The sequence below is a fragment of the Silvibacterium acidisoli genome (assembly GCA_022870745.1).
Taxonomy (GTDB): domain Bacteria; phylum Acidobacteriota; class Terriglobia; order Terriglobales; family Acidobacteriaceae; genus Silvibacterium.
Genome location: CP085323.1, coordinates 2,799,525 through 2,825,445, shown reverse-complemented (window position 1 = coordinate 2,825,445; position 25,921 = coordinate 2,799,525). Strand labels below are relative to the sequence as shown.

The 25,921-nt window shown below is 57.5% G+C and carries 19 protein-coding genes and 1 tRNA gene; 9 read left to right on the top strand and 11 right to left on the bottom strand.

Annotation, left to right across the window (positions count from 1 at the left end; translation table 11 throughout):
• Positions 1 to 36: 36 nt before the first annotated feature.
• Entirely contained in the window at positions 37 to 600 is a 564-nt protein-coding gene (locus LJD29_RS11845) for an RNA polymerase sigma factor (RefSeq protein ID WP_446741743.1), read from the bottom strand.
• Between the two features lie 116 nt (positions 601 to 716).
• On the opposite strand from LJD29_RS11845, the gene LJD29_RS11840 reads away from it, so the two are divergent.
• Complete coding sequence (locus tag LJD29_RS11840) at positions 717 to 3,044, top strand: TonB-dependent receptor (protein ID WP_446741742.1); 2,328 nt, start codon at positions 717 to 719, stop codon at positions 3,042 to 3,044.
• A 22-nt stretch (positions 3,045 to 3,066) separates the two neighbouring features.
• Here the strand turns inward: LJD29_RS11840 and LJD29_RS11835 are convergent, their stop codons facing one another.
• Entirely contained in the window at positions 3,067 to 3,687 is a 621-nt protein-coding gene (locus tag LJD29_RS11835; RefSeq protein WP_446741741.1) for an FMN-dependent NADH-azoreductase, read from the bottom strand.
• A 127-nt stretch (positions 3,688 to 3,814) separates the two neighbouring features.
• Between LJD29_RS11835 and LJD29_RS11830 the strand changes: the two genes are divergently transcribed.
• A complete protein-coding gene (locus LJD29_RS11830) occupies positions 3,815 to 4,426 on the top strand; it encodes a TetR/AcrR family transcriptional regulator (RefSeq protein WP_446741740.1) in 612 nt (203 codons plus the stop codon).
• Between the two features lie 6 nt (positions 4,427 to 4,432).
• Here LJD29_RS11830 and LJD29_RS11825 read toward each other — a convergent pair whose 3' ends face one another.
• Both LJD29_RS11825 and LJD29_RS11820 read right to left on the bottom strand, forming a co-directional pair.
• On the bottom strand, positions 4,433 to 4,927 hold the full coding sequence (locus LJD29_RS11825) for a dUTP diphosphatase (protein WP_446741739.1): 495 nt from the start codon (positions 4,925 to 4,927) through the stop codon (positions 4,433 to 4,435).
• Positions 4,928 to 5,152: a hypothetical protein gene (locus LJD29_RS11820; protein WP_446741738.1), complete on the bottom strand. Its 225-nt coding sequence runs from the start codon at positions 5,150 to 5,152 to the stop codon at positions 4,928 to 4,930.
• A 261-nt stretch (positions 5,153 to 5,413) separates the two neighbouring features.
• Here LJD29_RS11820 and LJD29_RS11815 point away from each other — a divergent pair, with 261 nt between their 5' ends.
• The 4 genes from LJD29_RS11815 to LJD29_RS11800 all read left to right on the top strand — a co-directional run bounded on the left by LJD29_RS11815 (position 5,414) and on the right by LJD29_RS11800 (position 9,280).
• The gene (locus LJD29_RS11815) at positions 5,414 to 6,265 is read left to right on the top strand and encodes a GNAT family N-acetyltransferase (protein WP_446741737.1); all 852 of its coding nucleotides are present in this window, start codon (positions 5,414 to 5,416) and stop codon (positions 6,263 to 6,265) included.
• Positions 6,266 to 6,474: 209 nt separating this feature from the next.
• Complete coding sequence (locus LJD29_RS11810; protein WP_446741736.1) at positions 6,475 to 7,116, top strand: lysophospholipid acyltransferase family protein; 642 nt, start codon at positions 6,475 to 6,477, stop codon at positions 7,114 to 7,116.
• A gap of 57 nt (positions 7,117 to 7,173) precedes the next feature.
• On the top strand, positions 7,174 to 8,340 hold the full coding sequence (locus LJD29_RS11805) for a pyridoxal phosphate-dependent aminotransferase (RefSeq protein ID WP_446741735.1): 1,167 nt from the start codon (positions 7,174 to 7,176) through the stop codon (positions 8,338 to 8,340).
• Between the two features lie 319 nt (positions 8,341 to 8,659).
• Positions 8,660 to 9,280, top strand: a complete 621-nt coding sequence (locus LJD29_RS11800) for a TMEM175 family protein (RefSeq protein WP_446741734.1) — start codon at positions 8,660 to 8,662, stop codon at positions 9,278 to 9,280.
• A 134-nt stretch (positions 9,281 to 9,414) separates the two neighbouring features.
• On the opposite strand, the gene LJD29_RS11795 is transcribed toward LJD29_RS11800, so the two are convergent.
• The 4 genes from LJD29_RS11795 to LJD29_RS11780 form a co-directional block, all read right to left on the bottom strand.
• Positions 9,415 to 11,250 carry a DUF885 domain-containing protein gene (locus LJD29_RS11795; protein WP_446741733.1) on the bottom strand — a complete coding sequence of 612 codons (1,836 nt, stop codon included), beginning with the start codon at positions 11,248 to 11,250 and terminating at the stop codon, positions 9,415 to 9,417.
• Between the two features lie 120 nt (positions 11,251 to 11,370).
• Positions 11,371 to 12,345: a sigma-54-dependent transcriptional regulator gene (locus LJD29_RS11790; RefSeq protein WP_446741732.1), complete on the bottom strand. Its 975-nt coding sequence runs from the start codon at positions 12,343 to 12,345 to the stop codon at positions 11,371 to 11,373.
• A gap of 59 nt (positions 12,346 to 12,404) precedes the next feature.
• Positions 12,405 to 13,193, bottom strand: a complete 789-nt coding sequence (locus LJD29_RS11785) for an ABC transporter ATP-binding protein (RefSeq protein ID WP_446741731.1) — start codon at positions 13,191 to 13,193, stop codon at positions 12,405 to 12,407.
• A gap of 61 nt (positions 13,194 to 13,254) precedes the next feature.
• Positions 13,255 to 14,619: an efflux RND transporter periplasmic adaptor subunit gene (locus LJD29_RS11780; RefSeq protein ID WP_446741730.1), complete on the bottom strand. Its 1,365-nt coding sequence runs from the start codon at positions 14,617 to 14,619 to the stop codon at positions 13,255 to 13,257.
• Positions 14,620 to 14,883: 264 nt separating this feature from the next.
• Here LJD29_RS11780 and LJD29_RS11775 point away from each other — a divergent pair, with 264 nt between their 5' ends.
• The 3 genes from LJD29_RS11775 (at position 14,884) to LJD29_RS11765 (ending at position 18,568) form a co-directional block, all read left to right on the top strand.
• Positions 14,884 to 16,593 carry a GWxTD domain-containing protein gene (locus LJD29_RS11775; protein WP_446741729.1) on the top strand — a complete coding sequence of 570 codons (1,710 nt, stop codon included), beginning with the start codon at positions 14,884 to 14,886 and terminating at the stop codon, positions 16,591 to 16,593.
• A gap of 94 nt (positions 16,594 to 16,687) precedes the next feature.
• Positions 16,688 to 18,373, top strand: coding sequence for a carboxypeptidase-like regulatory domain-containing protein (locus LJD29_RS11770; protein ID WP_446741728.1), 1,686 nt, complete (start codon positions 16,688 to 16,690; stop codon positions 18,371 to 18,373).
• 119 nt (positions 18,374 to 18,492) lie between these two features.
• Positions 18,493 to 18,568 (top strand) — tRNA-Lys (locus tag LJD29_RS11765).
• Between the two features lie 16 nt (positions 18,569 to 18,584).
• On the opposite strand, the gene LJD29_RS11760 is transcribed toward LJD29_RS11765, so the two are convergent.
• From LJD29_RS11760 to LJD29_RS11750, 3 genes are all read right to left on the bottom strand, one after another.
• Positions 18,585 to 18,713 (bottom strand): hypothetical protein, encoded by a 129-nt coding sequence (locus LJD29_RS11760; protein WP_446741727.1) that lies wholly within the window; start codon positions 18,711 to 18,713, stop codon positions 18,585 to 18,587.
• Positions 18,714 to 19,321: 608 nt separating this feature from the next.
• A complete protein-coding gene (locus LJD29_RS11755; protein WP_446741726.1) occupies positions 19,322 to 21,886 on the bottom strand; it encodes an SUMF1/EgtB/PvdO family nonheme iron enzyme in 2,565 nt (854 codons plus the stop codon).
• 136 nt (positions 21,887 to 22,022) lie between these two features.
• Positions 22,023 to 25,550 carry a TonB-dependent receptor gene (locus LJD29_RS11750; RefSeq protein WP_446741725.1) on the bottom strand — a complete coding sequence of 1,176 codons (3,528 nt, stop codon included), beginning with the start codon at positions 25,548 to 25,550 and terminating at the stop codon, positions 22,023 to 22,025.
• Between the last annotated feature and the right edge of the window lie 371 nt (positions 25,551 to 25,921).

The window sequence follows — 25,921 nt, the reverse complement described above, 5'->3', positions numbered from 1 at the left end:
GACGACCGATTCCCCTCTGGCTTCGCGACACCTTCCTCATCTCGCCTCCGAACGGGTGAGACGGCCTACCGAACGCGCAAGGGATTGAGCAACAGAACCCAGTGAAATTCCCAGCACCTGTGCAATCTCGCGATACTTGAGACCCTCGGCGCGCAGGTAGAGGCAACGCTGGTCCTGCTCAGGCAGCGCATCGACGACAGCCAGCAACCGGCTGCGCCGCTGCGAAAACAAAACCTGGTCTTCCGCGCTGGGCCGTGGATCGAGAGGCTCGATCACGTAATCGGCTTCACTCTCATAACGGCGATTGCTGGTGCGCCGCTTCAGGGCAAGATTGTGCGCGACTCTGAAGATCCAGCCGCGCAGATTCTCTCGTGAGCGCTCCATTTGCAGATGGCAGAAGAGTGCAAAGAATGTCTCCTGCACGATGTCTTCCGCGTCGTGCTTCGCCAGACCGAACGAAAGAATGTAGCCGGCAAGCCGCTCGTGGAACTGGTCGAAAAGCTCCATAACATCGCGTTCGAGCGCGGAACGCACCTCCGCCTCCGCCGTTGCCATCAACGGCAGCCCCATGCTCAGAGCGGATTGAGATTGCGACGCCAAGCGAATTTCAGCCTGTCCTCGATAATAAATTCCTCTGGGTGATCGTTTGTTCAGAGTTTTTCGCACCGCTGGCTGAAAAAGCCTGAACAAAAACGAGCCCGCAGGCATTTATAAACATGCGGAAGTTTCTCGGGGCTGGTGCCCTCGCTCTCATTCTGAGCTGTTCGGGTGCAGCCAGCGGTCAGGCTAACTCAGGCGAAATCCGTCTTCATATCGCCGGTCCGCAGCAGCAGGGCGTACGGGCATCCGTCGACCTCACCAGCGGCGGCAACCAGTATCAAAACCGCTTCACCACCAGCGCCTCCGGAACCGCCGATCTTTCGGCGTTGCCCTACGGCATCTACCTGGTGCGTGTTCAGGCCCCCGGATTTACCACCGTCACCCGCACTATAGAAGTGCGCACCGCCTTCCCCATCGATTACGCGCTGCGGCTCGACGTCGCGCCCGTCACGACAACTGTGGAAGTGAACGAAGCAGCCACGCTCGTCGATCCCCACGACCCCTCATCGACCATGCAGATCGGCACCACGCAGATCGGCAACCGGGTAAACTCGCTCCCCGGCCGGTCGGTACAGGACCTGGTCAACTCCCAGCCCGGATGGCTCTACGAGGGCAATGCAGTGCTGCACCCGCGCGGGTCGGAGTATCAGACGCAGTTCGTCATCGACGGCATTCCCCTCACCGATAACCGCTCGCCCAGCTTCGGGCCGGATATCGAGGCTGACGACCTCGACTCCATGAGCATCTACACCGCCGGCTTTCCTGCCGAATACGGCCGCAAAATGGGCGGCGTCGTCGAAATGAACACCCGGCGCGAAACCAGCCCGGGGCTGCATGGACAGGTGGTTCTCGCAGGCGGCAGCTACGACACTGCCAGCTCCTATGCGCAGGCGCAACAGGTCTGGGGACGCAACACCTTTGGCGCAAGCGCTGCCGGCAACATGACCAGCCACTATCTGAACCCAGTGGTGCCGCAGAATTTCACCAATAACGGCACGGCCGGCGACTTCTCCCTGCGCTTCGACCGCGACCTGACCGCCAGCGACACCCTGCGGATGAGCGTCCGCCACGAACTCTCCCGCTACCAGATTCCCAACGAGTTCGTGCAGCAGGACGCAGGGCAGCGCCAGTACGGCGACAACTTCGAGACCATGGGCACCGTCCTCTACCAGCACATCTTTTCGCCGGACGTGCTGGCCGACTTCTCGGGGATGGTGCGCAACAACTCAAACGATCTCTATTCGAATCCGGACTCGACACCCATCATTGCCTTCCAGCACAACTACTTCAACGAAGGCTACTTCAAGGGCGCAGTCTCGTTTCACGAAGGGCGGCAGGAGTGGAAGGCGGGCATCGAGTCGGACGCCATGTTCCTCCACGAGAAGTTCAGCTACACCATCACCAATCCTGACGACTTCGACGACGGAACGCCCTTAACGGCGGCCTTCACAGGCAACCGTCCCGATCTTGAACAGTCGGCATTTGTTCAGGACATGATCCGGCTGGGCGACTGGACCATCAGCGCCGGCCTGCGCTGGGATCACTACCAGCTGCTGCTGAATCAGAACGCCGTCAGCCCGCGCATCACCATCGGAAAGTTCTTCCAGAAACCCGGTATTGTCCTCCACGCCTCGTACGATCGCGTCTTCCAGACACCGTCCTTTGAAAACATCCTGATCTCGAGTTCGAACTTCGCCTCCACCCTTAACCCCGACTTCCTGCACCTGCCGGTGCAACCGTCCAAGGGCAACTACTACGAAGGAGGCCTGACCAAGGGCTTCAGCAAAAATCTGCGGCTCGACATGAATATCTACCGACGCGACGTACGCAATTACGCCGACGACGATCAGTTGCTGAACACCGGCGTGAGCTATCCCATCGCCTTCGACAAGGCCATCATTTATGGAGCGGAAGCCAAGGTCGATCTCGTGCAGTGGCAGAAGCTCTCCGGCTTCGCCAGCTACTCCTACCAGGTGGGGAACGCCTGGTATCCCGTGACCGGCGGACTCTTCCTGGGCGACGACGTTTCCGATGCGGAGACGCAGCTTCGCGGGCACTTTCCCGACTCGCAGGACCAGCGCAACACCCTCCGGCTGCGCTTTCAGTACGACCTGCTGCCGCGCGTCTGGTTTGCCGGCGGAATGAACTACGGCTCGGGCCTGCCTTTTGAGTTCGATGGAGACCAGCAGCAAGCCGCCGAGGAATACGGTCCGGATGTGATCAACCGGATCAACTTTAACCGCGGCCGCGTCGACCCCTCGCTGGACGTGAACGCGTCCCTGGGGCTGGACCTTTATAAAAGCGACCGGATGAAGATGAACATGCAGGCCGACGGCACCAACCTGAACGACCGCCTGAACGTCATCGACTTCGGCGGTCTGTTCTCAGGCAATGCCATCGCCCCCGGCCGCAGCTTCTTTGTGCGGTTGAAGACCAGCTTTTAAAGGGAGGGTGCATCACCCTCCCTTAGGCAGCCGCGATGCGTACGCGCTCCAACACCGGCTGCAGGAATGTCTCGCGATCGATGGCGCCGGTCATCAACTGGGCCGCACCTCCGGCCGTCACCACCGTGACATCGGTTACGCCCAGGAACCCAAGGATCGTTTTCAGATAGGGATCCACGAAATTCAGCGCGCTGGCAGGTGTTCCTGCGTCGTACACGCCCCCGGTCGAAACCACGAGGGTCGCTTTCTTGCCATGCAGCAGGCCCTGGGGGCCGGTTTCACTGTAGGTAAAAGTCTTACCGGCACGCGCAATCTGGTCGATCCAGAGCTTCAACGACGAGGGCACACCGAAGTTATGCATGGCGACCCCGATCACGTACTCGTCTGCCGCTTCCAATTCAGCAATCAACTCATCGGAAAATGCCAAGGCCGCCTTCTGTTCCGGCGAACGATCCTTCTCAGGCGTATAGGCCGCGTAGATCCATCCGGCGTCAAGCGGCGAGGGCGTGGTCTTGGCCAGATCACGATAGGCGACAGTCGAAGCCGGATGGGCAAGCTGCCAGGTTTTCGCAAATTCCCGCGTAAGTTCGCGGGTAACAGAGCTTTCGAGCGGACTCGAGTCTAGGTGCAGAAGGGTGGCCATAGCTTTTCTCCTTAACGACAATCGTAACTTAGAAAACACATGTCGTTTTCTACTTTGACGACAAATGTCGGATAAAAGCTTCGTGAATTTTTCATTTGTTAGGCTAAAGGGAAGGAGGCCCACCCACATGCCCATCTCTGACTGCGAAGTCCGTGACCCCCGGATCCGGCGTACCCGCCAGCTTCTGCAGGGAGCATTGAAACAGTTGATGGACCAGAAGCCGTTTGACGAGATCTCGGTACAGGACATTACCGAGGCGGCGACCGTGAACCGGGCCACCTTCTACGATCACTACAACGACAAATTTGCCCTGCTGGATGCCCTGGTAGCTGGCGGGTTCCACAAGCTGCTGCATGAGCGGAACGTCATCTATGACGGCACCTGTCCCACTGCAGCACGGGCGATCGTTCTTGCAACCTGCGACTATTTCGTTGAGAGCAGGTCCAGCCATAGCGAATGTGAACGCCAGGGCGCATTTGAGCCTTTGATGGACGCAGCCATCGCCGCCGCTATCCGCCGCGTTCTGATCGAGGGGATGAAGAAGAGCGGAGTTGCGCCGGAAGAAGTGGTCAACATTTCGGCCACTGCTGCCAGCTGGACAGTATGCGGCGCGGTAAAGGAGTGGTTTTCGCAGGCAGACCGTTTACCGGCCGAAGAACTGGTGCCGCTGGTGTTGCGGCTGATTCTGCCCTCGCTACAGCCCGAGCTGACCCAGGCTGAACCGCTTCTCCATGGTTAGCGGCCGCTAACGGCCGCTCGAACCAAATCCCATTACGCCACGGTGACTTGTCGTGAGTTCCTCGACAAGCGTAATTTCCATGTCCGTCCGGGCATCGAATGGCGACATCTGCACAATCTTGTCGCCTTTGCGGATGTGCACATTAACGTCTGTGCAGTCCAGCGCAACGTCGGAGATCGATCCACCAGCCTGCCGCACAATGCGGAGCGAGTATACAGGCTGATTTACGTTGATGAGGCAAACAAGAATCTCGCCCCTGTAACCTGCGTCAATACGACCACCGGCATAAGTCACGCCTTTGGCTGCCATTGAAGACCGGTCGCCCAAAACAAAACCGCATCCGGCAGGGCCCTCTACTGCAATACCGGTCCGTACTTTCACCGGAACGCCCGGCTGCAGTACGACATCCTCTATGGAGTAAAGGTCGAAACCGATATCGCTGCCGACATGGGCAACGCTTGGGGGAATAGCGTCTTCATGAAGCAGCTTAACCTTCAGCATTTACTTCGTAGCCGCGGCTGCTTCTTTCCGTTGCTTTGCCCAACGGCGCTTCTGCGCAGAAGCAATGCGCTGACGGGCTTCCGGACTCAGAATCCTTTTTTTGGCGGGCTTGGCAGACGAGGAAGTAAAGAGATGGTTGCCGCCCGAGTTCAGTAACAACTTCCGTACCTGCTGTAGTCTTCCAATTTCATCATCAATCGCAGCAATGATTTCTTCACGATTCATTTTTATTATTTGTCCTCTTAAGTCGCTTAGTTTTTTACATTCAACTACTGCAAATACAGACAACCATGCCGTGGAACATGCACATTTTACAACGAATGAATACCGGGGACGGATTCAAAAACATTTACGGCAATTACATATTCGATGCGTACAAGGCCCAAAGTGGCTTTGATGACACTCACAAAATTCGTTAACTGAGAATTCTTCGGCAATTCTCAGCATTTTAAGAATGCTTCCATCTTCCTGGCGCATGATATCGCCATGATCACCTCCTACAGCCAGACGAAGCTCCGCAGACTGGCCACAGCGGTAATCGATCCCTTGGAGATACTGCCCGCTGGGGGTTCACGACCTTCGACGGACGCCAGCCACTGGATCGGCTTCGACACTGGCAAATACCAGATTCGTCTCGCGCAAACGCTCACGGATCGGGAGGCAGCATGCCGCCTTCGCTTCAAGGTGTTTAACGTCGAACTCGGGGAAGGCCTGGTTTCTTCCTATTCGACGGGCATGGATCAGGACAAGTTTGATGTCTTCTGCGACCACCTCATTGTTGAGGATAAAACGCGCAACGAAGTAGTTGGTACTTACCGCATGCAATCAGGAGTAACTGCGGCGAGAAACCTCGGTTACTACAGCGCGCAGGAATTCGATTTCGCACCCTATGAGATCATCCGCCGCCAGGTCCTCGAACTCGGTCGCGCCTCAATCGATCGCGATCATCGCACCAGCGAGGTGCTCACGCTGTTGTGGCGCGGCATCGCGCAGTATGCACAGATGCACGGACTTCGCTATCTCATTGGCTGCTCATCGGTAAACTCCGAAGATGCACAGACCGGCTGGACCATCTATGGACAGCTCTCTTCCTTCCTGGTCTCGCCTGAGTTTCGCACTTCGCCGGCAACCGGTTATGTACTTCCGCCCGATGTTACCGGCACGGTCTGCGAAGCCAAGATACCCAAGCTGCTCAAGACATACATTGGAGTAGGTGCAAGGATCTGTGGCGTGCCCGCTTGGGACCGCGAGTTCCACACCATCGACTTCCTGACCCTGCTGGATCTCACGCAGATCACACCAGCCGCAAGGCACCGCTTCTGCATCGAGACACACTAGTTTCAAGACCAGCATCAGCCGGTAGACTCGATGACGAGGCACCAGCACGCCCGCTCGAACGAATGACGCTTTCTTCCTTCAAAGCCAGAATCCGTGGCGCCAGCCGCGCATGTATTCTTTGCGCCAGTCTTGTCGAGGTACTGCTGCGCTTCGGGCTGCTGTCTATCCGCTATGGAGGTCGAGTTCCATTTTGGGAAAGAGCAAGATGGATGCACCATTCCTGCAGCAGGATCGTCCGCAGGCTGGGCATGCCGGTTCACCTCACAGGAGCCTTGCCGGCAAGCGGACTGATTGTCTCCAATCACCTGAGCTACCTCGACATTCTCTTTTATGCTTCACAAACGCCCTGCATTTTCGTCTCGAAGTCCGAGGTGAAGTCGTGGCCGATGTTCGGCATTCTCGCGAAATGCGGCGGCACTATCTTTGTCGAACGCGACCGGCGCCACGGTGTAAGTGGCCCTGCCGAACGCATTCGCACGGCGCTCGATCAGCAGATACCCGTCATCCTGTTTCCAGAAGGCACCAGCACCGATGGATCGTCTGTGCTTCCCTTTCACAGCGCCTTCCTTGAACCGGCCGTTGCCGCAGGCGCAGTGATGCATGCGGCCGCGATTCGATATAACGTCGCAGATGGCGTCGAGGCCGATCTCTGCTATTACGGAGACATCACCTTCGCACCGCATTTGCTGGGAGCGCTTCGCCGATCTTCTGTCTCCTGCAACATAATGTTTGCCGAAGAGGCTACGGTCCACAGCAACCGTAAAGAGGCCGCTTTAAGCCTGCGACGCCAGGTGCTGGAGTTGCGCACTGGTGTTGCCGAATCCGCAGTCGCCTCTGACACTTTTGTGTGAGCGTGAATGGCTCTTCAGCGCGTGCATCCTGCACTTTGATCGTGTCAATATTGGGCGATGCCAACCGCAACCGAGAAGCTGCACCTGAGTGAGATTGCTCCGAACGTTGTTCAATCGGAGATTCGTTCGATGACCGTGGAGTGCGACCGCCTGGGCGGCGTGAACCTTGCCCAGGGCGTGTGCGACACCGAGCCTCCGGCCCCCGTTGTCGAACAGGCGATCCAGGCCATCCGCGATGGCCGCAATATCTATACGCGTCTCGATGGCATTGCTCCGTTGCGCGAAGCGATTGCCCGCAAGCTGGAACGGGACAACAGCATGACGGTCGATCCTGAGTCGGAGGTGCTCGTCACCTCGGGTGCGACAGGCGGCCTGTATGCCGCGGCGCTGGCGCTGCTCAATCCCGGCGATGAAGTGATCGTCTTCGAGCCGTTTTATGGCTACCACCTGAACACGCTGATCTCGCTGCGCATCAAGCCTGTCGTTGTTCCCATGGCGGAAGGAAGCTGGGAGATCGATTTTGACCGGGTCCGCTCGGCAATCACTGAAAAGACTCGCGCCCTGATCGTAAACACGCCATCGAACCCTTGCGGCAAGGTCTTCTCGCTTAAGGAACTCGAAATAATCGCCGGAATCGTTGAGGAGAACGATCTGTTCCTCTTCACCGACGAGATCTACGAGTATTTCGTCTATGACGGAACGCGGCACATCAGTCCGGCGACGCTGCCGGGCATGGCAGAACGTACGATTTCCATTTCGGGACTCTCGAAGACCTTCAGCATCACAGGATGGCGCGTCGGCTACCTGGCTGCGAGCAGCCGCTGGCTGGGTGCCATCGGCTATTTCCACGATCTCACTTATGTCTGCAGCCCGTCGGCGTTTCAATATGGAGCGGCTGCCGGTTTGCTGGACCTGCCTGTTTCCTATTACACCGGCATGGCGGAAGAGTACAAGATGAAGCGGGACAAGCTCTGCTCAGCGCTGCAGGATGCAGGCTTTACGCCGTCGATTCCTCCTGGAGCCTATTACGTGCTGGCCGATGTCTCCTCGATCGAGGGCGCGAATGCCAAGGAAAAGGCGCGCACACTGCTGCGGGAACGCGGTATTGCCGCGGTTGCCGGCACCGCGTTCTTCGCCGGCGGACGTGGCGAAAAACTGCTCCGCTTCTGCTTCGCCAAGCGTACGGAAGACCTCGACCGTGCCTGCAAGCTGCTGCGCGGATAAATGGTAGGTGAGGGGTGACAAGGCGAGACCCAACAGAAATTCTAAACAGAGAATCACAAGCGGGTGCCCCATCCAAGCTCCGCTTGAGTGGGAAGCACAGACGCTTATCAGCCATCTCGCTGCAGCCCGCATCCACACCGCAGCAAATCACCTTGTCATTCCGAACGAAGCGAGGAACCTGCTGTTCGGGATGACAAATTAGATGGCGAGTCACAATCATCGATGCCTGTGCTCTGAGCCTTGCTCTGCCCCTCAGGCGCTACCATGGAACGACCCTATCTTCGCGTGAGGTATGTCCATGCCTGCAGGCCATTCGGGGATGAAATCGGCCCGGCTTGAAGCATTTTCCGACGGTGTGATTGCCGTCATCATCACCATCATGGTGCTGGAGCTGCACGTCCCTCAGCAGGACGGCCTGCCCGGCCTGCTTTCTATCCTGCCCCGCCTGGGCGTTTACCTGCTCAGCTTCCTCATCGTAGGCATCTACTGGATCAACCACCATGAACTCCTGCGGCGCATCGAGCACGTCGACTTCAGCATCCTGTGGTCGAACCTGATCTTCCTCTTCTCGCTCTCGCTGATTCCCTACTTCGTCGACTATCTGGACGACAAGAAGTTCTCGTCCTTCGCGGTGCTTCTCTATAACCTGACGATGATTTTCGCCGGCAGCACCTTCTTCGTGCTGCGGCGTGCCGTGATGCGCAGGCAGAGAGCTTCAGGCTCGCTCGGGCATACGGACGAGGCCGAGCTATGGAAGCACTATGCCAGCCTGCTCGTGTATCTTGTTTCGCTGGCCGTGCTTTTCTGGAATCCGCTGGCGGGTTTCGGACTCAACGCGATTGTGACCATCATCTGGATCACGCCCGGCAGGGCCATCCGCCATCACCCTGAAGACGAAACGGGCCATCTCCGTGGAGATGACCCGCATTCGCTGGATTAGAATCTGACGCCATTACGACGTAGCTGGCAGGGCATGGCTTTAGCCATGCCTCTTGATGCCAATTCAATCGGCGGCTTAAGCCGCTGAGGTGGGCTCCCGAATGTCGCGGCTGGAGCCGCGACCTGCCAACACCGTTATTTGCTGGCTCGTGCGATCCAGGCGTCGATACGCTGCTCGAGCACGTCCATCGGCAACGCTCCGGAGTCGAGCACCTGGTCGTGGAAGGCCTTGATATCGAACTTCGGACCGAGTGCTTTCTGAGCCTTGGCACGCAGCTCGAGAATCTTCATCTGCCCGATCTTGTAACCGAGCGCTTGCGCCGGCCACGCGATGTAACGATCGACCTCCGACTGGATGTTCGTGTCGTCCATCGAAGAGTGCTCGTGGAAGTAGTCGAGCATCTGCTGGCGCGTCCAGTGCATGTTGTGAACGCCGGTATCGACGACCAGGCGGATCGCACGCCAGGTATCGGCCTCGAGGCGTCCGTAGTCTGAGTAAGGATCCTGGTAGAAGCCGATATCCTTGCCCAGCCGCTCGGAATAAAGCGCCCAGCCTTCGGTGTATGCGGTGTAGTAGCTGTGCTTGCGGAACTCCGGCAGGCCGGTCAGCTCCTGCGCGATGGCAATCTGCAGGTGATGGCCGGGAATGCCTTCGTGGTACGAGATCGACTCGACGTTGGTGGTGAGGCGCTCGTTGAACTTGTAGAAGTTCACGTAAACCGCGCCCGGGCGTTTGCCGTCCGGGCTGCCTTCCATGTAATACGCCTGTGTCTGATCCTGCTGCATGTACTCCGGCACCGGCTTAACTTCGAGAGGAGCCTTGGGCAGCGTGCCAAAAAGCTGCGGCAGCTTTGGCTTCATCTGGTCGATGTAATGGCTGTAGAGATTGAGGAGGTCTGCGGTGCTCTTCGCGTGCAGGTTGGGATTGTTCGCAAGCGAAGCACGGAAGGAAGCCAGATCCTTGAAGCCAAGCTTCTGGGCGATCGCCAGCATCTCGGTCTCGTCGCGTTTCACCTCGTCGAGGCCGATCTGGTGGATCTGCTGAGGAGTCAGGTCCGTCGTGGTGCTCTGCTGCACGAGAAAGGCGTAATACTTGTCGCCATCGGGAATCGACCAGATACCGGGATCGGTGCGGCCAGCCGGAATGTAGGTCGCCGTCAGAAAGCGCGCAAACTGCTGGTAGGCCGGCAGCACCTGCTTGCGGATCGCATCGAGGATCTGGGTCTTGATGCGAGCCTGGTCGTCTGCGGAAATTCCAGCGGGAAACTTCTCGATCGGCTTGGCAAAGGGTGAGTCTTCGGGCTTCTGGTTGGCGATGTCATTCACCTGTACCAGTACCTTTTCCAGAATGTACTTCGGCGGCACGCGACCGTCTGCAACGCCCAGGCTCATATTTGCGCTGATCTGGTCGAAGGCCGTGGGAATCTTTGCGAGACGGGCAGCGTAGTCGTCGTAATCCTTCGCAGTTTCGAAGCTCAACAGCGAGACCATCTGCGGCAGGTCGGTTTGCAGGCCATTGAACTGGTTGACCGGCATCTCCCACGGCTTAAACTCAGCCTCTGCCTGCTGGTCCACTAGGTCCCGGGCGGCAAGATCCTTACTCAGGATCTCCTGATCGCTCAAGCCGGTGGTATCGATCGCGGCGAGGCGGAAAAGATAATCGCGGCCGCGGGCCAGCGTCTCGTTATAGGCGTTGACGCTGTAATCGGAGAGCTGATCGTTATACCGCTTGTCCCCAAGGCTCGATGCGAATTCGGGTTCATGCTTCAGCCGGTCTTCCCACATCTCTGCGAAGAGGTCGTTCAATGCCTTGCGGCGGTCTTCGAGCGAAACCGGGACTGCCGCCTGCGTTGCGCCGGGAAAACGCTGCGTCGCGGCCGACTTGCTGACGGATTTGGGAAAGGTCTGTGCGGAAGACGCGAGACTGAAGCAAAGAAGGGCGGCGGTGCCGCAAAGGTTGATCTTTTTCATAAACACCAGCGGGTTCATACGCACTGCCGGTAGCAGGTCCGGTAAACGCAGACCTGCAGGCGCAGTCCCCATAAACGCAGTGTAGATGAGTGCCTTGCCGGCTTGCCAGAAGCTGGCAGGTCAGCGGCCTGCCTCTTCGCCATTCTCGAGCAACCGATAGAGCGTGGAGCGGCTGATGCCGAGCATGCGTGCAGCACGCAGCTTGTTGCCCTTGGCGCGGGCCAGGACGCGTTGAATATGCGCCAGGATGGCGCGATCCAGGTTCGGATCGTCGTCGCTGGCATGCGGAGGGGGCGGCAGAGCCGGGCGCGGCGCCAGCGCCAGGTTGGGCAGGTCGATGGGGCGAATCCACTGGCCCTCGCATTCGAGCGATGCACTCTGCATGACGCTTTCGAGCTCGCGGACATTCCCCGGCCAGGAGTGGGGCACCAGGTGTTGCAGCGTCTGCGGCCCCAGGCCGCGCAGCGGTTTGTTGTGGAGTACCGAGAATCTCCGGACAAAGCTCTCGGCCAGCAGGCCAATGTCTTCACGACGTTCACGCAGCGGAGGCACAACGAACCGGATAGCCGTCAGCCGGTGAAGCAGGTCGGTACGGAAGCCAGGGGTCGAGGCCATGCGCCGCAAAGGCACGCTGGAGCTGCAGTAAACCTGGCGAGGAGCGGCGGAAAAAGCACGCCTTGCATGCTGGTGATCGAGCCACTGGAGGAAGTCGACCAGTTTGCCCTGCTGCTCCGGCGAAAGCTGCTCCACATGCCCGAGAAATAGCGTCCCCTCGCTTGCCTCGTGCAGCACCGCCGGCAGGGGCTGCGCTGAGTTCCGGTCGAAAAGGGCCGCCGCAAGGCAGGGAACGAACGGCGCACCCGCGGCAGCGCCCAATCCGTGCAGGGTGCGCGCCGCCAGCATCTTGCCGGTTCCGGCTTCGCCTTCGATCACCGCGACACGCAGGTGGCGGGCGGTGGCACGCATCTGCGCAAACAGCCGCACCATCTGCGGACTGCGGCCCACCATCTCCCCCAGCCCCCATTCCGATCTCTGGTCGGCGGAGGAAAGCTGCGGATCGGGCGATGACGTTTCAGTAGACGACGCGAGCAGCACGATACTTCCCCCCCTGGCTTGCGGCACTGAGGGTTTTATCGGCTGTTCACAAAGAAAATTTAGTTGGCGACCTGTCCGGCATCGCGCACACGTGAGGATGGCTGGTCGGAGAAGATCTTGCCGTCGCGGATGTGCACCACGCGATGTGCGTACTCGGCGATATCCGGCTCGTGCGTCACCAGCACGATCGTGTTGCCGCGCGAGTGCAGCGTATCGAAGAGCGCCATGATTTCGTCGCCGGTCTTCGAATCGAGGTTGCCGGTGGGCTCATCGGCCAGGATAATCGACGGGCGATTGATGAGCGCTCGTGCAATGGCGACCCTCTGGCGCTGGCCACCGGAAAGCTCATTCGGCTTGTGGTGCATGCGTTCGCCGAGATTCACGGCCTTCAGAGCATCCTCCGCGCGTTTGATACGCTCAGCGGCGGAAGTTCCGTTGTAGATCAGCGGCAGCTCGACGTTATGCAGGGCATCGGCGCGGGCCAGCAGGTTAAAGGTCTGGAAGACAAAGCCGATCTCCTTGTTACGGATGCGCGCGAGCTCATCGTCGTTCAGCTCGCTTACAAGGTGGCCATTCAGCCAGTACTGCCCCTTGCTGGGTGAGTCGAGGCAGCCGATCAGGTTCATCAGCGTCGATTTGCCGGAGCCGGACGGCCCCATGATGGCGACGTACTCGTTGTGGCGGATGCGCAGCGTGACGCCCTGCAGCGCGTGCACCTGCTGCTCCGAGCCCATGTCGTAGGTCTTCCAGATATCCTCGACGACGATGACATCGCCCTGGGGAACGCCTGCTGGACGGCTGTCCTGTCCTGTTTCGGCGGAATAGGTTGGTGTCGTCTCGGTACTCATCTGGTACTCCTCATCTACTGTTGCAAATGCAGTTTGGACGAATAAGGCGCGAGAAAGCTGTTTAGGAGCCTGAGGCGCTGTCGTCCTTGGTCACGGTCGCCGGTGTCGTGTCGCGCTTCACAAGAGCATTATCTTTGAGCGTGCGCAGAACATGAAACGTGCCGGTTACAATCTCCTGCCCCGGCTTGAGACCACCGGTGACTTCAATATCCGTCGTTCCGGTAATTCCCGTAGTGACGGGAACAAAGTGGGCGCGCAGCTTGCCCTTTTCATCTTCGACGACAAAAACGCCCTGCTCCTGCTTGGCATTCGGATCGGGCTCCTTCGGCGCCTTCCCGCCCGGAGGCGTCGGCGCACGCATGGCCAATGCCTGGATAGGCATGGTCACAGCCTCGGTCTTCCGTGCCGTCTCAATCTTGGCCGTTGTCGATAGCCCCGGCCGCAGCGTCTCCGACGGAGTATCGATGGTGATGACGACCTTGAAGTCCTTCGCCTCTTCCTGGCCGCTGGTCGACTGGCTGGTGGCCACTCCGGTCGAGCGCAGCAGTGCCTGGTCGCCGACTTCGGTAACGTGTCCCTTGAAAACCTTGCCCGGCAGCGCGTCCACGGTCACATCCGCGACCTGTCCTACGGCGACGTTCACGATGTCGGTTTCGTCCACCTTGACCTCGGCGGTGATGACCGACATGTCCGCCAGCGTCATCAACGTGGAGCCCTCGGCATTCTGGATGCCTTCGACCACCGTCTCTCCCTCGCGAACCGGCAGGTTGGTCACGATTCCATCAAAAGGGGCAATGGCTACAGTCTTGCCGAGCAGATCGACATTCGCCCGCAGGGTCGCCTGCTGGGTGGTCAGGTGTCCGCGGGCCGAATCGGTCTGGGCCTGGGCCTGGGCGAGTGCGGCTTCGCTTTGAGCCAGGCTGGCGACGTCGGTATCGTAGGCGGCCTTTTTCGCGTCGTAGTCCTGCTTGGACATGACCTGGGCGTTATAGAGAGCCTTTGCGCGGTCGAAATCCAGTCTCTTTTGTTCGAGATCCGCCTTCGAGTGCTCGATGGCGGCCTGCTGCGTCTTCTCCGCGGCCACATAGGCGGCAATATCGGTGCGCGCGGCTGCAATCGCGGCTTCCTGTCCGGCTACATTGGCTCCCTGCTGCACGCTTTCGATGCTGGCGACCTGCTGACCTCTATGGACCTTTTCCCCTTCTTTTACATAGAGATGCGTAATGCGTCCGAAGGCAGTGGCGCCGAGATTGACGTAGGTCTTGGGCTTGATCTGGCCGGTTCCGCTCACCGTTGACACGAGGTCCTGCCGGGTTACCTTGCCGGTAACTACCTTGGTGTAACCAGCTTGAGCCCTGACGATGGTCAAAACGACGATTGCGGCAATGGCCAGAACGACCCCGACAGCAACAAGAATCCTCTTCAAATGCCTCTTCCTTATCGGCGGTTGCCGGAACTGCCGCGACCCAGACGTTTACAACCCGATACGCACCTCCGAAGGGTGAAGTTCCCTCCGGCCTGGGTTCCCCGAATTGATCGATGGATCCGGTTGACAAAACGCTGGTTCAAACGTCAAAAACAGCCTGATGATATCAGGCTGTGACGGTTTGCTTGCGCTCGATTCGGTGCTTGTATCCGGCGTGTCGAGTCCGTAGAATCGAAATGCTGTATTAGGAGCAGTTGGACACAGATGTTTAACCGGCGTTTTTCTTTCCTTTTGGCGGTCGCGGTAGGCAGTTTCGCGGCTGGCCCCATGCTGCATGCCCAGTCTTCGACAGATTCGCAGGCGTCTACCGATACTCAGACGCAGGATCCGCTGAAACGGCAGCTTTCGGATAAGGAAAGATTTAAGCAGCAGAAGGAATTGAAGCAGGAATTGCACGGCACCTACAAAAAGTGGGTGGACGAGGACGTGCACTGGATCATTACCGACCAGGAACTGAAAGCCTTCAAGAGCCTCAGCAACGACGAAGAGCGCGACGCCTTCATCGAACAGTTCTGGCAGCGCCGCAATCCCAGCCCCGATTCCCCGGAAAACGAGTTTCGCGAAGAGCACTATCGCCGTATCGCCTACGCCAACGAGCATTTCGCCGCCGGCAAGCCCGGCTGGAAGACCGATCGCGGCCACATCTATATCTCCTTCGGCAAGCCGGACAGCATCGATTCGCACCCGAGTGGCGGCACCTATGACCGCCCGATTGAAGAAGGCGGCGGCCAGACCTCGACCTTCCCGTTCGAAGTGTGGCATTACCGCTATCTCGAAGGCATCGGCGACAACATCGACATTGAATTTGTGGACACCTGCATGTGCGGTGACTACCACATGACCATCGATCGTTCGGAAAAGGATGCCCTGCTGCACGTTCCCGGCGCGGGCCAGACCCTTTATGAGCAGATGGGCATGGCCAAGCAGGCTGACCGCTTCCGCGGCGGGCTTGAGAGCCTGGGCACCGGCCCGAACTCCAGCCAGCAGCAGAGCAAGGAATTCGACCGCCTCGAGCTGTTCGCCAAGCTGCAGGCGCCGCCGCCGATCAAGTTCAAGGATCTTGAGTCGTTCCTGACCAACCACAAGCTGCTGACCGGCCCTGTCTTTCCCTTCGACGTCCGTACGGACTTCGTGAAGGTGACCGACAGCACCGTGCTGGTGCCGATTACGCTGCAGATCAAGAACCGCGACATCACCTTCAAGGAAACCGATGGCGTTTCGAAGGGCGTCGTGAACATCCTGGGACGCGTATCGACGATCACCGACCGCGTGGTGCAGACCTTCGAAGAGACTGTCCAGGTAGAAGAGCCATCTGAGCTACTGGCGCAGTCGCTCGATCATCGCCAGCTCTACTGGAAGGCGCTGCCGCTGGTCCCGGGCCGTTATCGCGTCGACATTGCGATCAAGGACGTGAACAACCCTGACCACGTCGGCATCTATGCCCAGGGCATCACGGTTCCGAAGTACGACGACGATCGCCTTTCGGCCTCGTCCCTGATCCTGGCCGACAAGATGGAGCGCGTTCCCTCGAAGCAGATCGGAACAGGCAATTTCATCATCGGCAACACCTATATCCGTCCGCGCGTGATGCAGACTTTAGCTACGCCGGCAAGTTTTCACCGCGATCAGAAGCTGAACTTCTGGATGCAGGTCTACAACCTCGGCATCGACGAGAAGAGCAAGCAGAACTCAGCCAAGATCACGTATCAGATCATCGATACGGCATCGAACAAGTCGCTTCTGGATACGGAAGAGGACTCAAAAACGCTAAGCGCCAATTCCGACCAGTTGACGGTGGAAAAGACTCTCCCCCTCACCAGCCTTCAACCTGGAAAGTATCTTGTGAAAGTATCGGTGAATGACGGTATCTCCAAGCAGGAGATCGCCGAGACCGCACCTTTCACGGTGGAGTAGCTGGTGAATAGGACCAGCCGCCAGAGAGCGGCACGTCCATGTTTCGGTTCTTTTGTTTGGAGCAGAAGCCAGGGAGCAACGAACAACTGACTCAGTGAATCGTCGATTTTCCATAGTCGTCCCCGTTCTGACGCTGCTTGCCGCAGCCCTTACGCTACCCGCCTGTGCGCTCACAGACGGCGCGGTGATGGGTGTGGTGCGCGATAGCAAGGGTGCGCCGCAGATCGGTACACTGGTTCAGCTTCTCCGCCCTGATCTCACCGTTATCAGCCAGACCTTTACCGATGACCACGGACATTACGAGCTCCCCAAGATTCTGCCGGGAATCTACGGCGTCAAAGCGACAGGCTCTCTCTTTCTGCCGACTCTGCGCGAAAATCTGCATGTAGCAGCCAGCTCCAAACTCGTAGTCAACCTCACCCTCAGCACACTTTACGAAGCCTTCCGCTGGCTCCCGGCACGTCCTCGCACCACCGACGAGCCTTCAGACGACTGGACCTGGACGCTGCGCCTTTCTGCGAACCGGCCGCTGCTCCGCATGCTTGAGGATGGTCCACTGCTGGTTGTGACTGAAGCCGACGGCGTGAACCCTGCCCTCAAAGCGCGCGTTACCCTGCGCGGCGGAGAAAGCACTTTTGGAGATGGCGGAGTCCACCAGGGATTTGAATGGCGCCGCTCGCCGGATGACACGCGGCAGCTGATTTTCCGCGCCGACGTTGGCCAGGCCGAAGATACCTCTCTTAATACTGTCGTCGGATATCAGCAGGAACTGGGCCCAGGCCGCACTCTTCGCACTGTCGGAGCCTTTGTCGACCGCCCCGAGATCGGTGGCGGCCCGGATGCCCAGGGCATGCAGGCGATGGTGCTGCGCACCTCGGAGGTAATGGAGGTCGGCCCTGCGCTTACCGCCGAATTCGGCAGCGAAATGGAAGGCGTGCACCTTGGAAACACCGTGCTTTCGCAGCATGCCTTTGCCGGTGTGCGGATGCAACTCGGCAATGCCGTAGTCGCCTACCATGTGACGACAGCTCCCGGCCTGCAGTCTGCCGATGCAATCGATCGGCCGGCTTCACTGCCTCCCATGGTCGCCGAGCGCAATGGCCAACTGGTACAGGAACATGGTCTCCACCAGGAGGTATCCTTTTCCGAAACTTCGGGCAATATCCGTACGCGGGTAACGGTCTTCCATGATCGCGTCGAAAACCCCATGATTCACGGGGGCGGTACGATCTCGTCGGCGGACTGGAAGCAGGGCAATTACCTCTATGACTCGTCGACCGGAATGCTTGCGGTTGCGGGCCAGGATTTCTCGGGTTCGGGCGTGCTTGCCGAGATTAAGGAGATGCTGCCGGGTGATATGTGGATCGGCTTCGATTCTGGCATCGGCAATTCCCTGATACTGGACCCGCACCCCGCGCCGTTAACGGTTTCCAATGGCTCACTGGGCTTCAAGACTCGCCGTGCCGGAAGCTACTCGGCGAGCTTTGGCGGCAAGCTCGAACATGGAACGCAGTGGCAGGCCTCGTATCGCTGGCAGCAGCCGGATACGCTGACTCCCGTCAACCCATTCAACACCTACCAGCGCGATCCTTACCTTAGCTTCTACCTGCGCCAGCCGATTCACTACAAGGGCGTGCTGCCGAATGGCATCGATGCGCTGATCGATGTGCGCAACCTGCTCGCGCAGGGTTACCTGCCCTTCGTCACCAGCGATGGCAGCGTGCTCTATTTCGCGCAGGCTCCGCGTGCCATCGAAGGCGGCATTTCTTTTTCGTTCTGAGCGTCTGCAGGCTTCCAAACAACCGGCAAAACTGTGTTATATTTTGAAAGGCGCATAACGAACAAATGTGCGCTCCAGCCTGGTCTTTCCTACAGCGAGTGACTCCGGCAAACACAAGTGGACGCGTAGCTCAACTGGCAGAGCATTCGACTCTTAATCGACAGGTTGAAGGTTCGATTCCTTCCGCGTCCACCATCTCACTCACCCCCGATCAATTGCATAGAAAAATCAGGTCCTGGGCCTTTCGCCGGTGTTTTGCTACCGCGACGTAAGCCATCTGCTTCATTGCGGCGACCGATGACTTCACGCAGAGGATCGAGACGATGATGCTGATAGGCATCCCTGTGTCGTGAGCAGTTACGATGATGTCCCGCAACTGCGTTCGTGTCCTGCTGGTTCGTTTGTGCTTCACCGGTTCGGACAAACTTTGAAGCAACGCTCTTGCAGTCTGCGAATCAATCAGAGTGTCCCGCCCATACGCTTTCGACAAGGCGAATTTTCGGAACATCCCGAATCAATTTCCATTCCCCTGCTTTCGAGAGCATCCGTTTCAGAGTCCGGAGAGCCTTGTTCGTGTATGGCCATCATTCCGGCATTCCGTTTTCGGAGAAGATGTCGAGCATAGTTATGAAACGGTGCGGAGATTGATTGCAACACAGAAAGCGCAGTTGCAATCAGAAGAAGATTGGAAATCGAGCGGCCCTTTATCCCTCTGTTTCCTGACAGGTCAACAATCCTTAATATCAACCTCTTGCATATGATCCGGGGTCAAGGCACGGATCAGGCTAACTCAAGATACAAGGAGGATCAGGGCGGGAGCGACCGTACACTCCGTGTTGCCGCTGCGCTCGGTCGTTACCGCCCTGAAAAAAACAGGTTCGGAAGTGAAGACAATATCGGATTCGAGCGCCTTGACGCGGATACAGCGACAATGCTCCTGCCCCTCGCTTATGCGAGTCGATACGGGCCATCCAGATCGTAGGACAATTCAAAGCCTGTCAATTCCCGATCGCCCGCAGAGATCTCCCACTCCATCCAGTTGCCGCGCGTCGGCGGACCAAATCCGATTTCATAGGAAGCCGGATAGCACGCAAGCAGCGCCTCGTCGTGATAGATCTGCACACACGTGTCGTCGCGAACAGCCATTCGATAGACGCCCACCCCCGCAGGCACGACCTGCGGCAGTAACTGCCACGCACCTGCATACCAGTACGCCGCGGACTTCGCATTCACACGCAACCAGTAACGATTGCACATCGTACATCCACTGCGTACGAAAACCTTGAGCGTCAAAGCATCCTCGAGATCGTTCTGTAACGCGACTCGAGCCTCTAAGGTGAATCCCCTCTCGAGATCCAGTGATTCCATCGCACCGGTTCTCTCGTTGGTCCAATTGTGCTGCCCTATCCGCAGGGAGGCCATCTGCTCCGGCGTTATAGACGCCGCGAGCTGTTTCTTCTGGGGCAACATCTTCGCTTGGGGCATCGGACTTGGGTTCTTCTCACCCGACTCGACCCACTTCAGATTGAATGCGTAATGGTTGATGCTGCTGAGCACGTGAATGACACCATCCCGTGCCTGAACCAGACTGACATAACCGGTAGGCTCACTGTTTCCCGGCCCCATATAGATGCGGCCATTGCTCATGCCTGTCACGCCATGATCGCCCGCATCGTCGCTAAGGATACGGCGCACCGGCCAGGTCAGTCCATCATCGTAGGAGATGCAGATACAGAGCTTTGCCAATTCACGGTCCGTATCCTTATGCGCCTCAAGTTTCGATACATCCGGCAAGAATGTCGCAATGGCCAGCGGTCCTTCGGCCAGTCGCTTCATCGAAAAGCGTTGCGTAAAGGTCACGGGAGGCAATTCGCAGGCCACAGCGTTCCATGTCATGCCGTAATTGCTTGAGATACTCATCGGCATATGACCATCAATATTATTGCCACGGCCGAGAGCCATGAGGCGCCCGTCTTTCAACTCCACGATTGACGCGTGGATACCATTGATCTTTCCTGGAGTATCCGTCCATGTCTGGCCATCATCTTTGCTCAGCCACATGACCGAAGCATCGGGGTGCGCATCGGCTCCGAAGATCAACCAACTGTTGCTCAGGCGAATCATCGGCTGGCAGACCATGTGATGCAGTCCAAAATCTTTTGCAATGTATCGTGGCGTTGACCATGTCACGCCGCTATCCCTCGATTCACGAAGAACAATCTGCAGCGGTTCCCAATAGTGGGATAATGCAGTGCCGTTCAGGTGATAGATCGTTTCGTCGCCGTCAAACCAGAGCGCAGGGCAATGGTCATTCCGATCGGGAGTGTCGTAAAACGAGTAGGCTTCGCTCCATTCCTCTGCGCCATACTCCAGGCGGCTCGCCGCCACGCTCAGCTCACGGCCCTGCTCCTTTGCACAGCTGTACCAGATGGCGAGCATGTCCCCGTTTGGGCATTCCGCAATTCCGGTATCGTGGTTGTGCCAATGATAGAGCGGCCCATGCGAGTCCTTCGGAATTCTTACGAACTGACGAGGTCCGCGAAAATACGGGTTTGCGGGATCGTGATGCCTCTGCACCTCTTCAAGAGATCTCTGTTTCACCGGAAATGTCTTCTTCCGGTCGATGCTGTTTCTCTCCGGCTGCGGATCGCCGCAAGCAACACGAAACCCGATGGTGAATCCCCTCGTCTGCGGAAGCGCGGCAGCGCGATTGGCAGAACGCAGATAGTATGCGAAGGTTCCAAAGCTCCCGCCACGCGTAACCTTAAACATACCTTCCCCGGGAACACTTCTATCCCGATGGTACGGTGCGTACCAGTCCTCCACCCATTCCTCAACAAGGCCGTGCATGTCATACAACCCCCATGGGTTTGGCGGCCTCTGTCCGACCCGAAGACTAACCTTGTCCTTTTCTGCAGTGAAGTCTGTCACCTCGGCGTCCTGCAGATAATAATCCGGAAGCTCATCACCGGTTGAGAAGAATGTTCGCGTGCCGGCTCGTGCGGCATACTCCCATTCCGCCTCCGAAGGCAGACGATAAATCTTACCTTCCTTCTTACTAAGCCAATTGCAATACGCAACCGCATCGTGCCAGCTCACATAAATTACCGCGTCATCGTCTTCTCTTGAGAAGCCAAACTTGCCGCGCATTTTCTTATGTTCCGGATCAAAGTGCTCATACTGCCTATTCGTTACCGGTGTCGCGGAAATCAGGAACGGGTGGTCAATCCTGACAGGGACAACGGGGCGCGTATCGAAATCCCCTGACGTAAATAATCTATCGGAAAGTAAAAAGCGCGCAGGGTCTCCGTACGGAAACATCTTCTGCAATTCTGCGCGTGTCATGTATGCCAGTGGCTCGCAGAACTCGAGCGGAATCTCACGATCCTCTCCCATGCTGTAAATGCCTGGTTCAATGCGCTGGTACTCCGCTCCAGCCGAATCATACTCAATTGCACGGGAGGGCAATGCAAAAGTACCTCTCGCAGCAATCATCGGTGCTGCAGCACTCATGATTTGCATGAATCTGCGACGGGACCAGGGAGCTTCAGGCATCATCCGGTTGTCCTCTTCTACCATGTTACGTGCCAAAAAAAACGCATCTGCCGTTCAGAGTCTAACGGCAGATGCGATAAGAAGTTGGAGCAGTTTAAAACTTGTATTCCAGCTGCAATTCCAGTTGACGCTGCTGAGAACGCGTACTCTGAACAAGCCCCCAGGTGCTGCTGCCATCGACACCGCGTCCCGGATTGTTGTAGCTGGAAATGTTTCCTACGTTGTAGGCAGAGCACTTGAAATCGATCGACTGATCACGCCACACGCGGAAGGCCTTTTCAGCTGCGGCATCGTAGTTCTGATAGCCCGGTGAGCGCTCGGAGCCTACCGAAGCATCCCCAAAAATCGGTGTTGCTCCAGTCGCTGCCAGGGCAGGCTGGCCGTATGCGCAGGTTCCGTCGTCGAAGCCAGCCTTGGCACATGGGCTATTCGTACCGCCCGAATCCACTGCACTCGGGTCTGTTCCCCATCCACCGGCAATTGTGGAGGTGACGTATCCCCATGCCCGATTCTTCACCACCATGTGACGATAATGGTTTGCGCGCAGGCTGCCGGCAGTGCCGACGTTAGCAGAACCGGAGGCAGTGATCGTGTCGGGAAAACCGCTCAACAGAACGGAGTTTGCCGAAACCACCCAGCCACCGAAGATTTCATCAATGACGGGGTTGCCTTTGTTCATATACTGGCGGCCATGTCCAAAGGGAAGCTCGTAACGCGCTGTCCAATTGAACATATGGCGCGTATCGTTGCCCGTCGGACCATATTCGCACTTCAGGCAATAACTATTCTGCGGATAGCCCGAGCTCGAGTTTGTGTCGTTCACGCCGATCGGACCACCTGAGTCCGACAGGTTCTTCGAATACGTGTAGTTGACCGTGAACTCCAGTCCGTTATGCGTACGCTGGCGAAACTGAGCCTGAAGGCCGTTATAGTTCATGTACGCTTCGGTTTCGAGCAGCTTGATCAGGCTTGACCCCACCGCGCTATAGAACGGAGCACTGGTCGGCTGCCCAGCAAGTTTGTACTGGTTAATGTTACGAATGTCGGAGAGGTGCTGACCGACTTCGCCAACGTAGCCGATACTGAACGATGCACTGTTGCTCAGCTGGTATTCCGTCGTCAGGTTCCACTGTGGAACCCACTGCGGATGCAAAGCATTCCAGGCGGTGTACTGTGATGTCGCACCGGTCGCTGTTGGGAAACCGTCACCCACCGCATAGGGTGTTCCAGGCGAGGCTGTCGTCGGAGTTACGGCAACCTGGTTGACCGTCAGATGGTACGGAGCGTTCCCGGTATGCGTCTGCACGTTGTAGTCGGAGAAAGTCGTGATGGCGAATCCACCGCGAACCACCAGACGGGGGCTCTCCTGCCAGGCAAATCCAAGACGCGGGTTGAACTGATTGTAAGTCGGCTTATAAAGAGAGCGGCTATTGCCATCGACACCCGCCAGAATAACCTGGGCAGTCGTCGGATCAACATTGGAAATCTTGTTGTTGACCTCATATACCGGCTGATCATACTGCCAGCGAAGCCCATAGTTCACCGTGAGCGCGGGCGTCACCTTCCAGTCGTCCTGCGCAAAGGCAGCGAAGCGGTACTGACGTTGCCCCACGTCGCCCGTTTCCGTCTCAACGCTGCGCGAGGAGACATAGTCGAGCACGAAGTCGGCGAAATCATAACCGAGCGATTGACCAGCGTTCGGATTGCCGGTGAAAGAGCCTGAGTATGCGAAGCTTCCGAGAAGACCACCGGTCGAGTTCAGATAATAGTTGTTCTGAATGCGGAAGAGCTGGGCACCAAACTTCATGGTATGCACGCCGCGGCTCCAGGTAAGTGTGTCGTTATAGCTGAAGTGATTGTCGAGCGCGATGTTTCCTGTTGCGGCAGTACCAACCGAAGTCACGCCCGTGCTGTTGGTGCTCTGCGTAAACGACTGCAGAGAGAAGCCGGAGACGCTTTGCGAAAACGGAATGCCAATGAGGCTGTCACCATTCCCAAACAGACCAGAAGGGTCTTCGTTGAAAGATTCATAACCAATGCGGGTGAATCCTGCACGAAAATCATTCACGATGTTCGGCGTAAAGATGTGAATATAGTTTCCAACGTATTGCTTGAAAGGGAAATCATTTACTGTCGGGAAGGAGATCGGCGTTGCCGGAGTCGGTTCTGAATCCCATGCTTCCCCGCCCGACACACGGGCAAAGATCGAATCACGATCGGAGATCTTCCAGTCGACCTTGATGTCAGCCTGGTCATTACGATCCAGCGTCTTTACCGGTGACTGATAGTTATATTGGACCGGGGCCGTTGCCGCTGCGTGGTTTGCCAGAGGCCACAGTTCGGGGTGCGCGAACAGATAAGTTGCGACAGGGTTACGAATGGGAACCAGATTCTGATAAGTTGTCCCGTTGATAGTCTGGTTGAAAGGCGCATAGCCATTCTGCGAATCGTACAGCTGTGGTACTGCACTGCCGAAATAAGCGTATCCAGTAAGGGGTGAAAGCGACGGATCGACCGAGGTCGCCCCACCGGTATTCCCTCGCCATGCATTCAGCGGCACGCTCGTCTGTCCATCTCCCGCGGTGGGTTTGCGATAGGCCTCGTAATCGACAAAAAAGAAGAGCTTGTTGCGCCCGTCAAAGAAGTGAGGAATGCGAACCGGGCCACCAAGCGTCGCGCCAAAGATGCGCTGCGTATACGGGGCACGCGCTGTTGCAGGAGAAGAACGCTTGTTCCCGAAAGTATTCGCATCCATGTTGTAGTTCTGCAGGTAGAAGTAGCCTTGGCCGTGGTATTCATTCGTACCGTTGCGCATAACCTGGATCAGTTGTGCGCCGGTCGCGTCCCCGTACTCCGCTGGAGGCACCGCGGTAAGGATGTTGACTTCTTTCACGGCTGCTGCTGCAGGCGCATAAGCCGGAACGCCAAAACCATTCGAGATATTCGCACCGGTATCAATAATGCTGATGCCATCGAGCAGATAATTATTGTTATAGGTGCGGTTGCCGTTGACATTCGGCAAGGTTGCGAAGCTCTGCGTGCGTTCTCCTGAGTTGTTCGGCGAACCTGACGCACCATTCCACTGGTTGCCATCGGAGACGTTCACACCTGGCGCATACTGCGCCAGCGTTTCGAAGTTATGGCCGTTGATGGGGAGATCGTTGATCAGCGATTCCGAAATTGCTGTGCTGAGCGTACCGTTATCTGTGTTCAGGATCGGAGCAAGCTCTGCGCTTGCCGTCACCGTTTGCACTGCGCCAACACTCAGCTTGGCATCCACTTTGGCAACCTGTCCAACTTCAAGGTCGAAGGCATTCGCCTTCCAGGTAGAAAACCCTGGAGCCGTAACAGTAAGAGTGTAGTTTCCGATCTGCAGAAAACGGATCGAATACACGCCACTGCCATTGGTTACGGCGGAGGTTGCTACGTTGGTTGCCGTGTTCGTTGCCACGACCTGAGCACCGGGGACGACCGCCCCCGTTTCATCTGTGACGGTACCTGAGATATCCGCCGTGACGCCCTGGCCAAGCATCTGGAACGAACAAGCCAAAAAGAGGACGAGAGCGGCGAGTGTTGCACGGCAGGAAACGCGGGCACACAGTATGGGAACAAATCGCTTCATTAGATCTCTTTCCTTTACCCCGTCCGGCGTTTTACTTCACGCCAGATCGCTGCGAAACAGCCTGAAAAACTTCAGTGAACACACGCTAATCCAGTTTCATGCTGTATTCAATCAAAAAATGACACAAACATGCTTTTTCTGAAAAACAACCAGATTTGCAGTATTCTTACCCTGTGAAAACCACGTTTGTTCCCAGAAAGCCTGCTCTCTTCAGCACAGTCATTCTTACTTTCGCCAGCCTGCTGGCTCCATCTGCCGATGCTGCAACTGCCTGCACTCAAGCGGTGGTCGTAACCGCAGCTCATCCGAATCAGTTGGAAAACAAGGCGATTCAGGTTCTCAGAGAAGAAACGTCAAAGAGAACACACGTG

Bases quoted from the DNA above. Each gene is read 5' to 3' on its own strand.
- LJD29_RS11760 (WP_446741727.1), bottom strand. From the start codon at position 18,713: ATGCCTATCAGCATCATCGTCTCGATCCTCTGCGTGAAGTCATCGGTC.
- LJD29_RS11785 (WP_446741731.1), bottom strand. From the start codon at position 13,193: ATGAGTACCGAGACGACACCAACCTATTCCGCCGAAACAGGACAGGAC.
- LJD29_RS11835 (WP_446741741.1), bottom strand. From the start codon at position 3,687: ATGGCCACCCTTCTGCACCTAGACTCGAGTCCGCTCGAAAGCTCTGTT.
- LJD29_RS11820 (WP_446741738.1), bottom strand. From the start codon at position 5,152: ATGAATCGTGAAGAAATCATTGCTGCGATTGATGATGAAATTGGAAGA.
- LJD29_RS11825 (WP_446741739.1), bottom strand. From the start codon at position 4,927: ATGCTGAAGGTTAAGCTGCTTCATGAAGACGCTATTCCCCCAAGCGTT.
- LJD29_RS11830 (WP_446741740.1), top strand. From the start codon at position 3,815: ATGCCCATCTCTGACTGCGAAGTCCGTGACCCCCGGATCCGGCGTACC.
- LJD29_RS11750 (WP_446741725.1), bottom strand. From the start codon at position 25,550: ATGAAGCGATTTGTTCCCATACTGTGTGCCCGCGTTTCCTGCCGTGCA.
- LJD29_RS11815 (WP_446741737.1), top strand. From the start codon at position 5,414: ATGATCACCTCCTACAGCCAGACGAAGCTCCGCAGACTGGCCACAGCG.
- LJD29_RS11810 (WP_446741736.1), top strand. From the start codon at position 6,475: ATGCACCATTCCTGCAGCAGGATCGTCCGCAGGCTGGGCATGCCGGTT.
- LJD29_RS11755 (WP_446741726.1), bottom strand. From the start codon at position 21,886: ATGAGTGCTGCAGCACCGATGATTGCTGCGAGAGGTACTTTTGCATTG.
- LJD29_RS11795 (WP_446741733.1), bottom strand. From the start codon at position 11,250: ATGAAAAAGATCAACCTTTGCGGCACCGCCGCCCTTCTTTGCTTCAGT.
- LJD29_RS11800 (WP_446741734.1), top strand. From the start codon at position 8,660: ATGAAATCGGCCCGGCTTGAAGCATTTTCCGACGGTGTGATTGCCGTC.
- LJD29_RS11805 (WP_446741735.1), top strand. From the start codon at position 7,174: ATGCCAACCGCAACCGAGAAGCTGCACCTGAGTGAGATTGCTCCGAAC.
- LJD29_RS11775 (WP_446741729.1), top strand. From the start codon at position 14,884: ATGTTTAACCGGCGTTTTTCTTTCCTTTTGGCGGTCGCGGTAGGCAGT.
- LJD29_RS11840 (WP_446741742.1), top strand. From the start codon at position 717: ATGCGGAAGTTTCTCGGGGCTGGTGCCCTCGCTCTCATTCTGAGCTGT.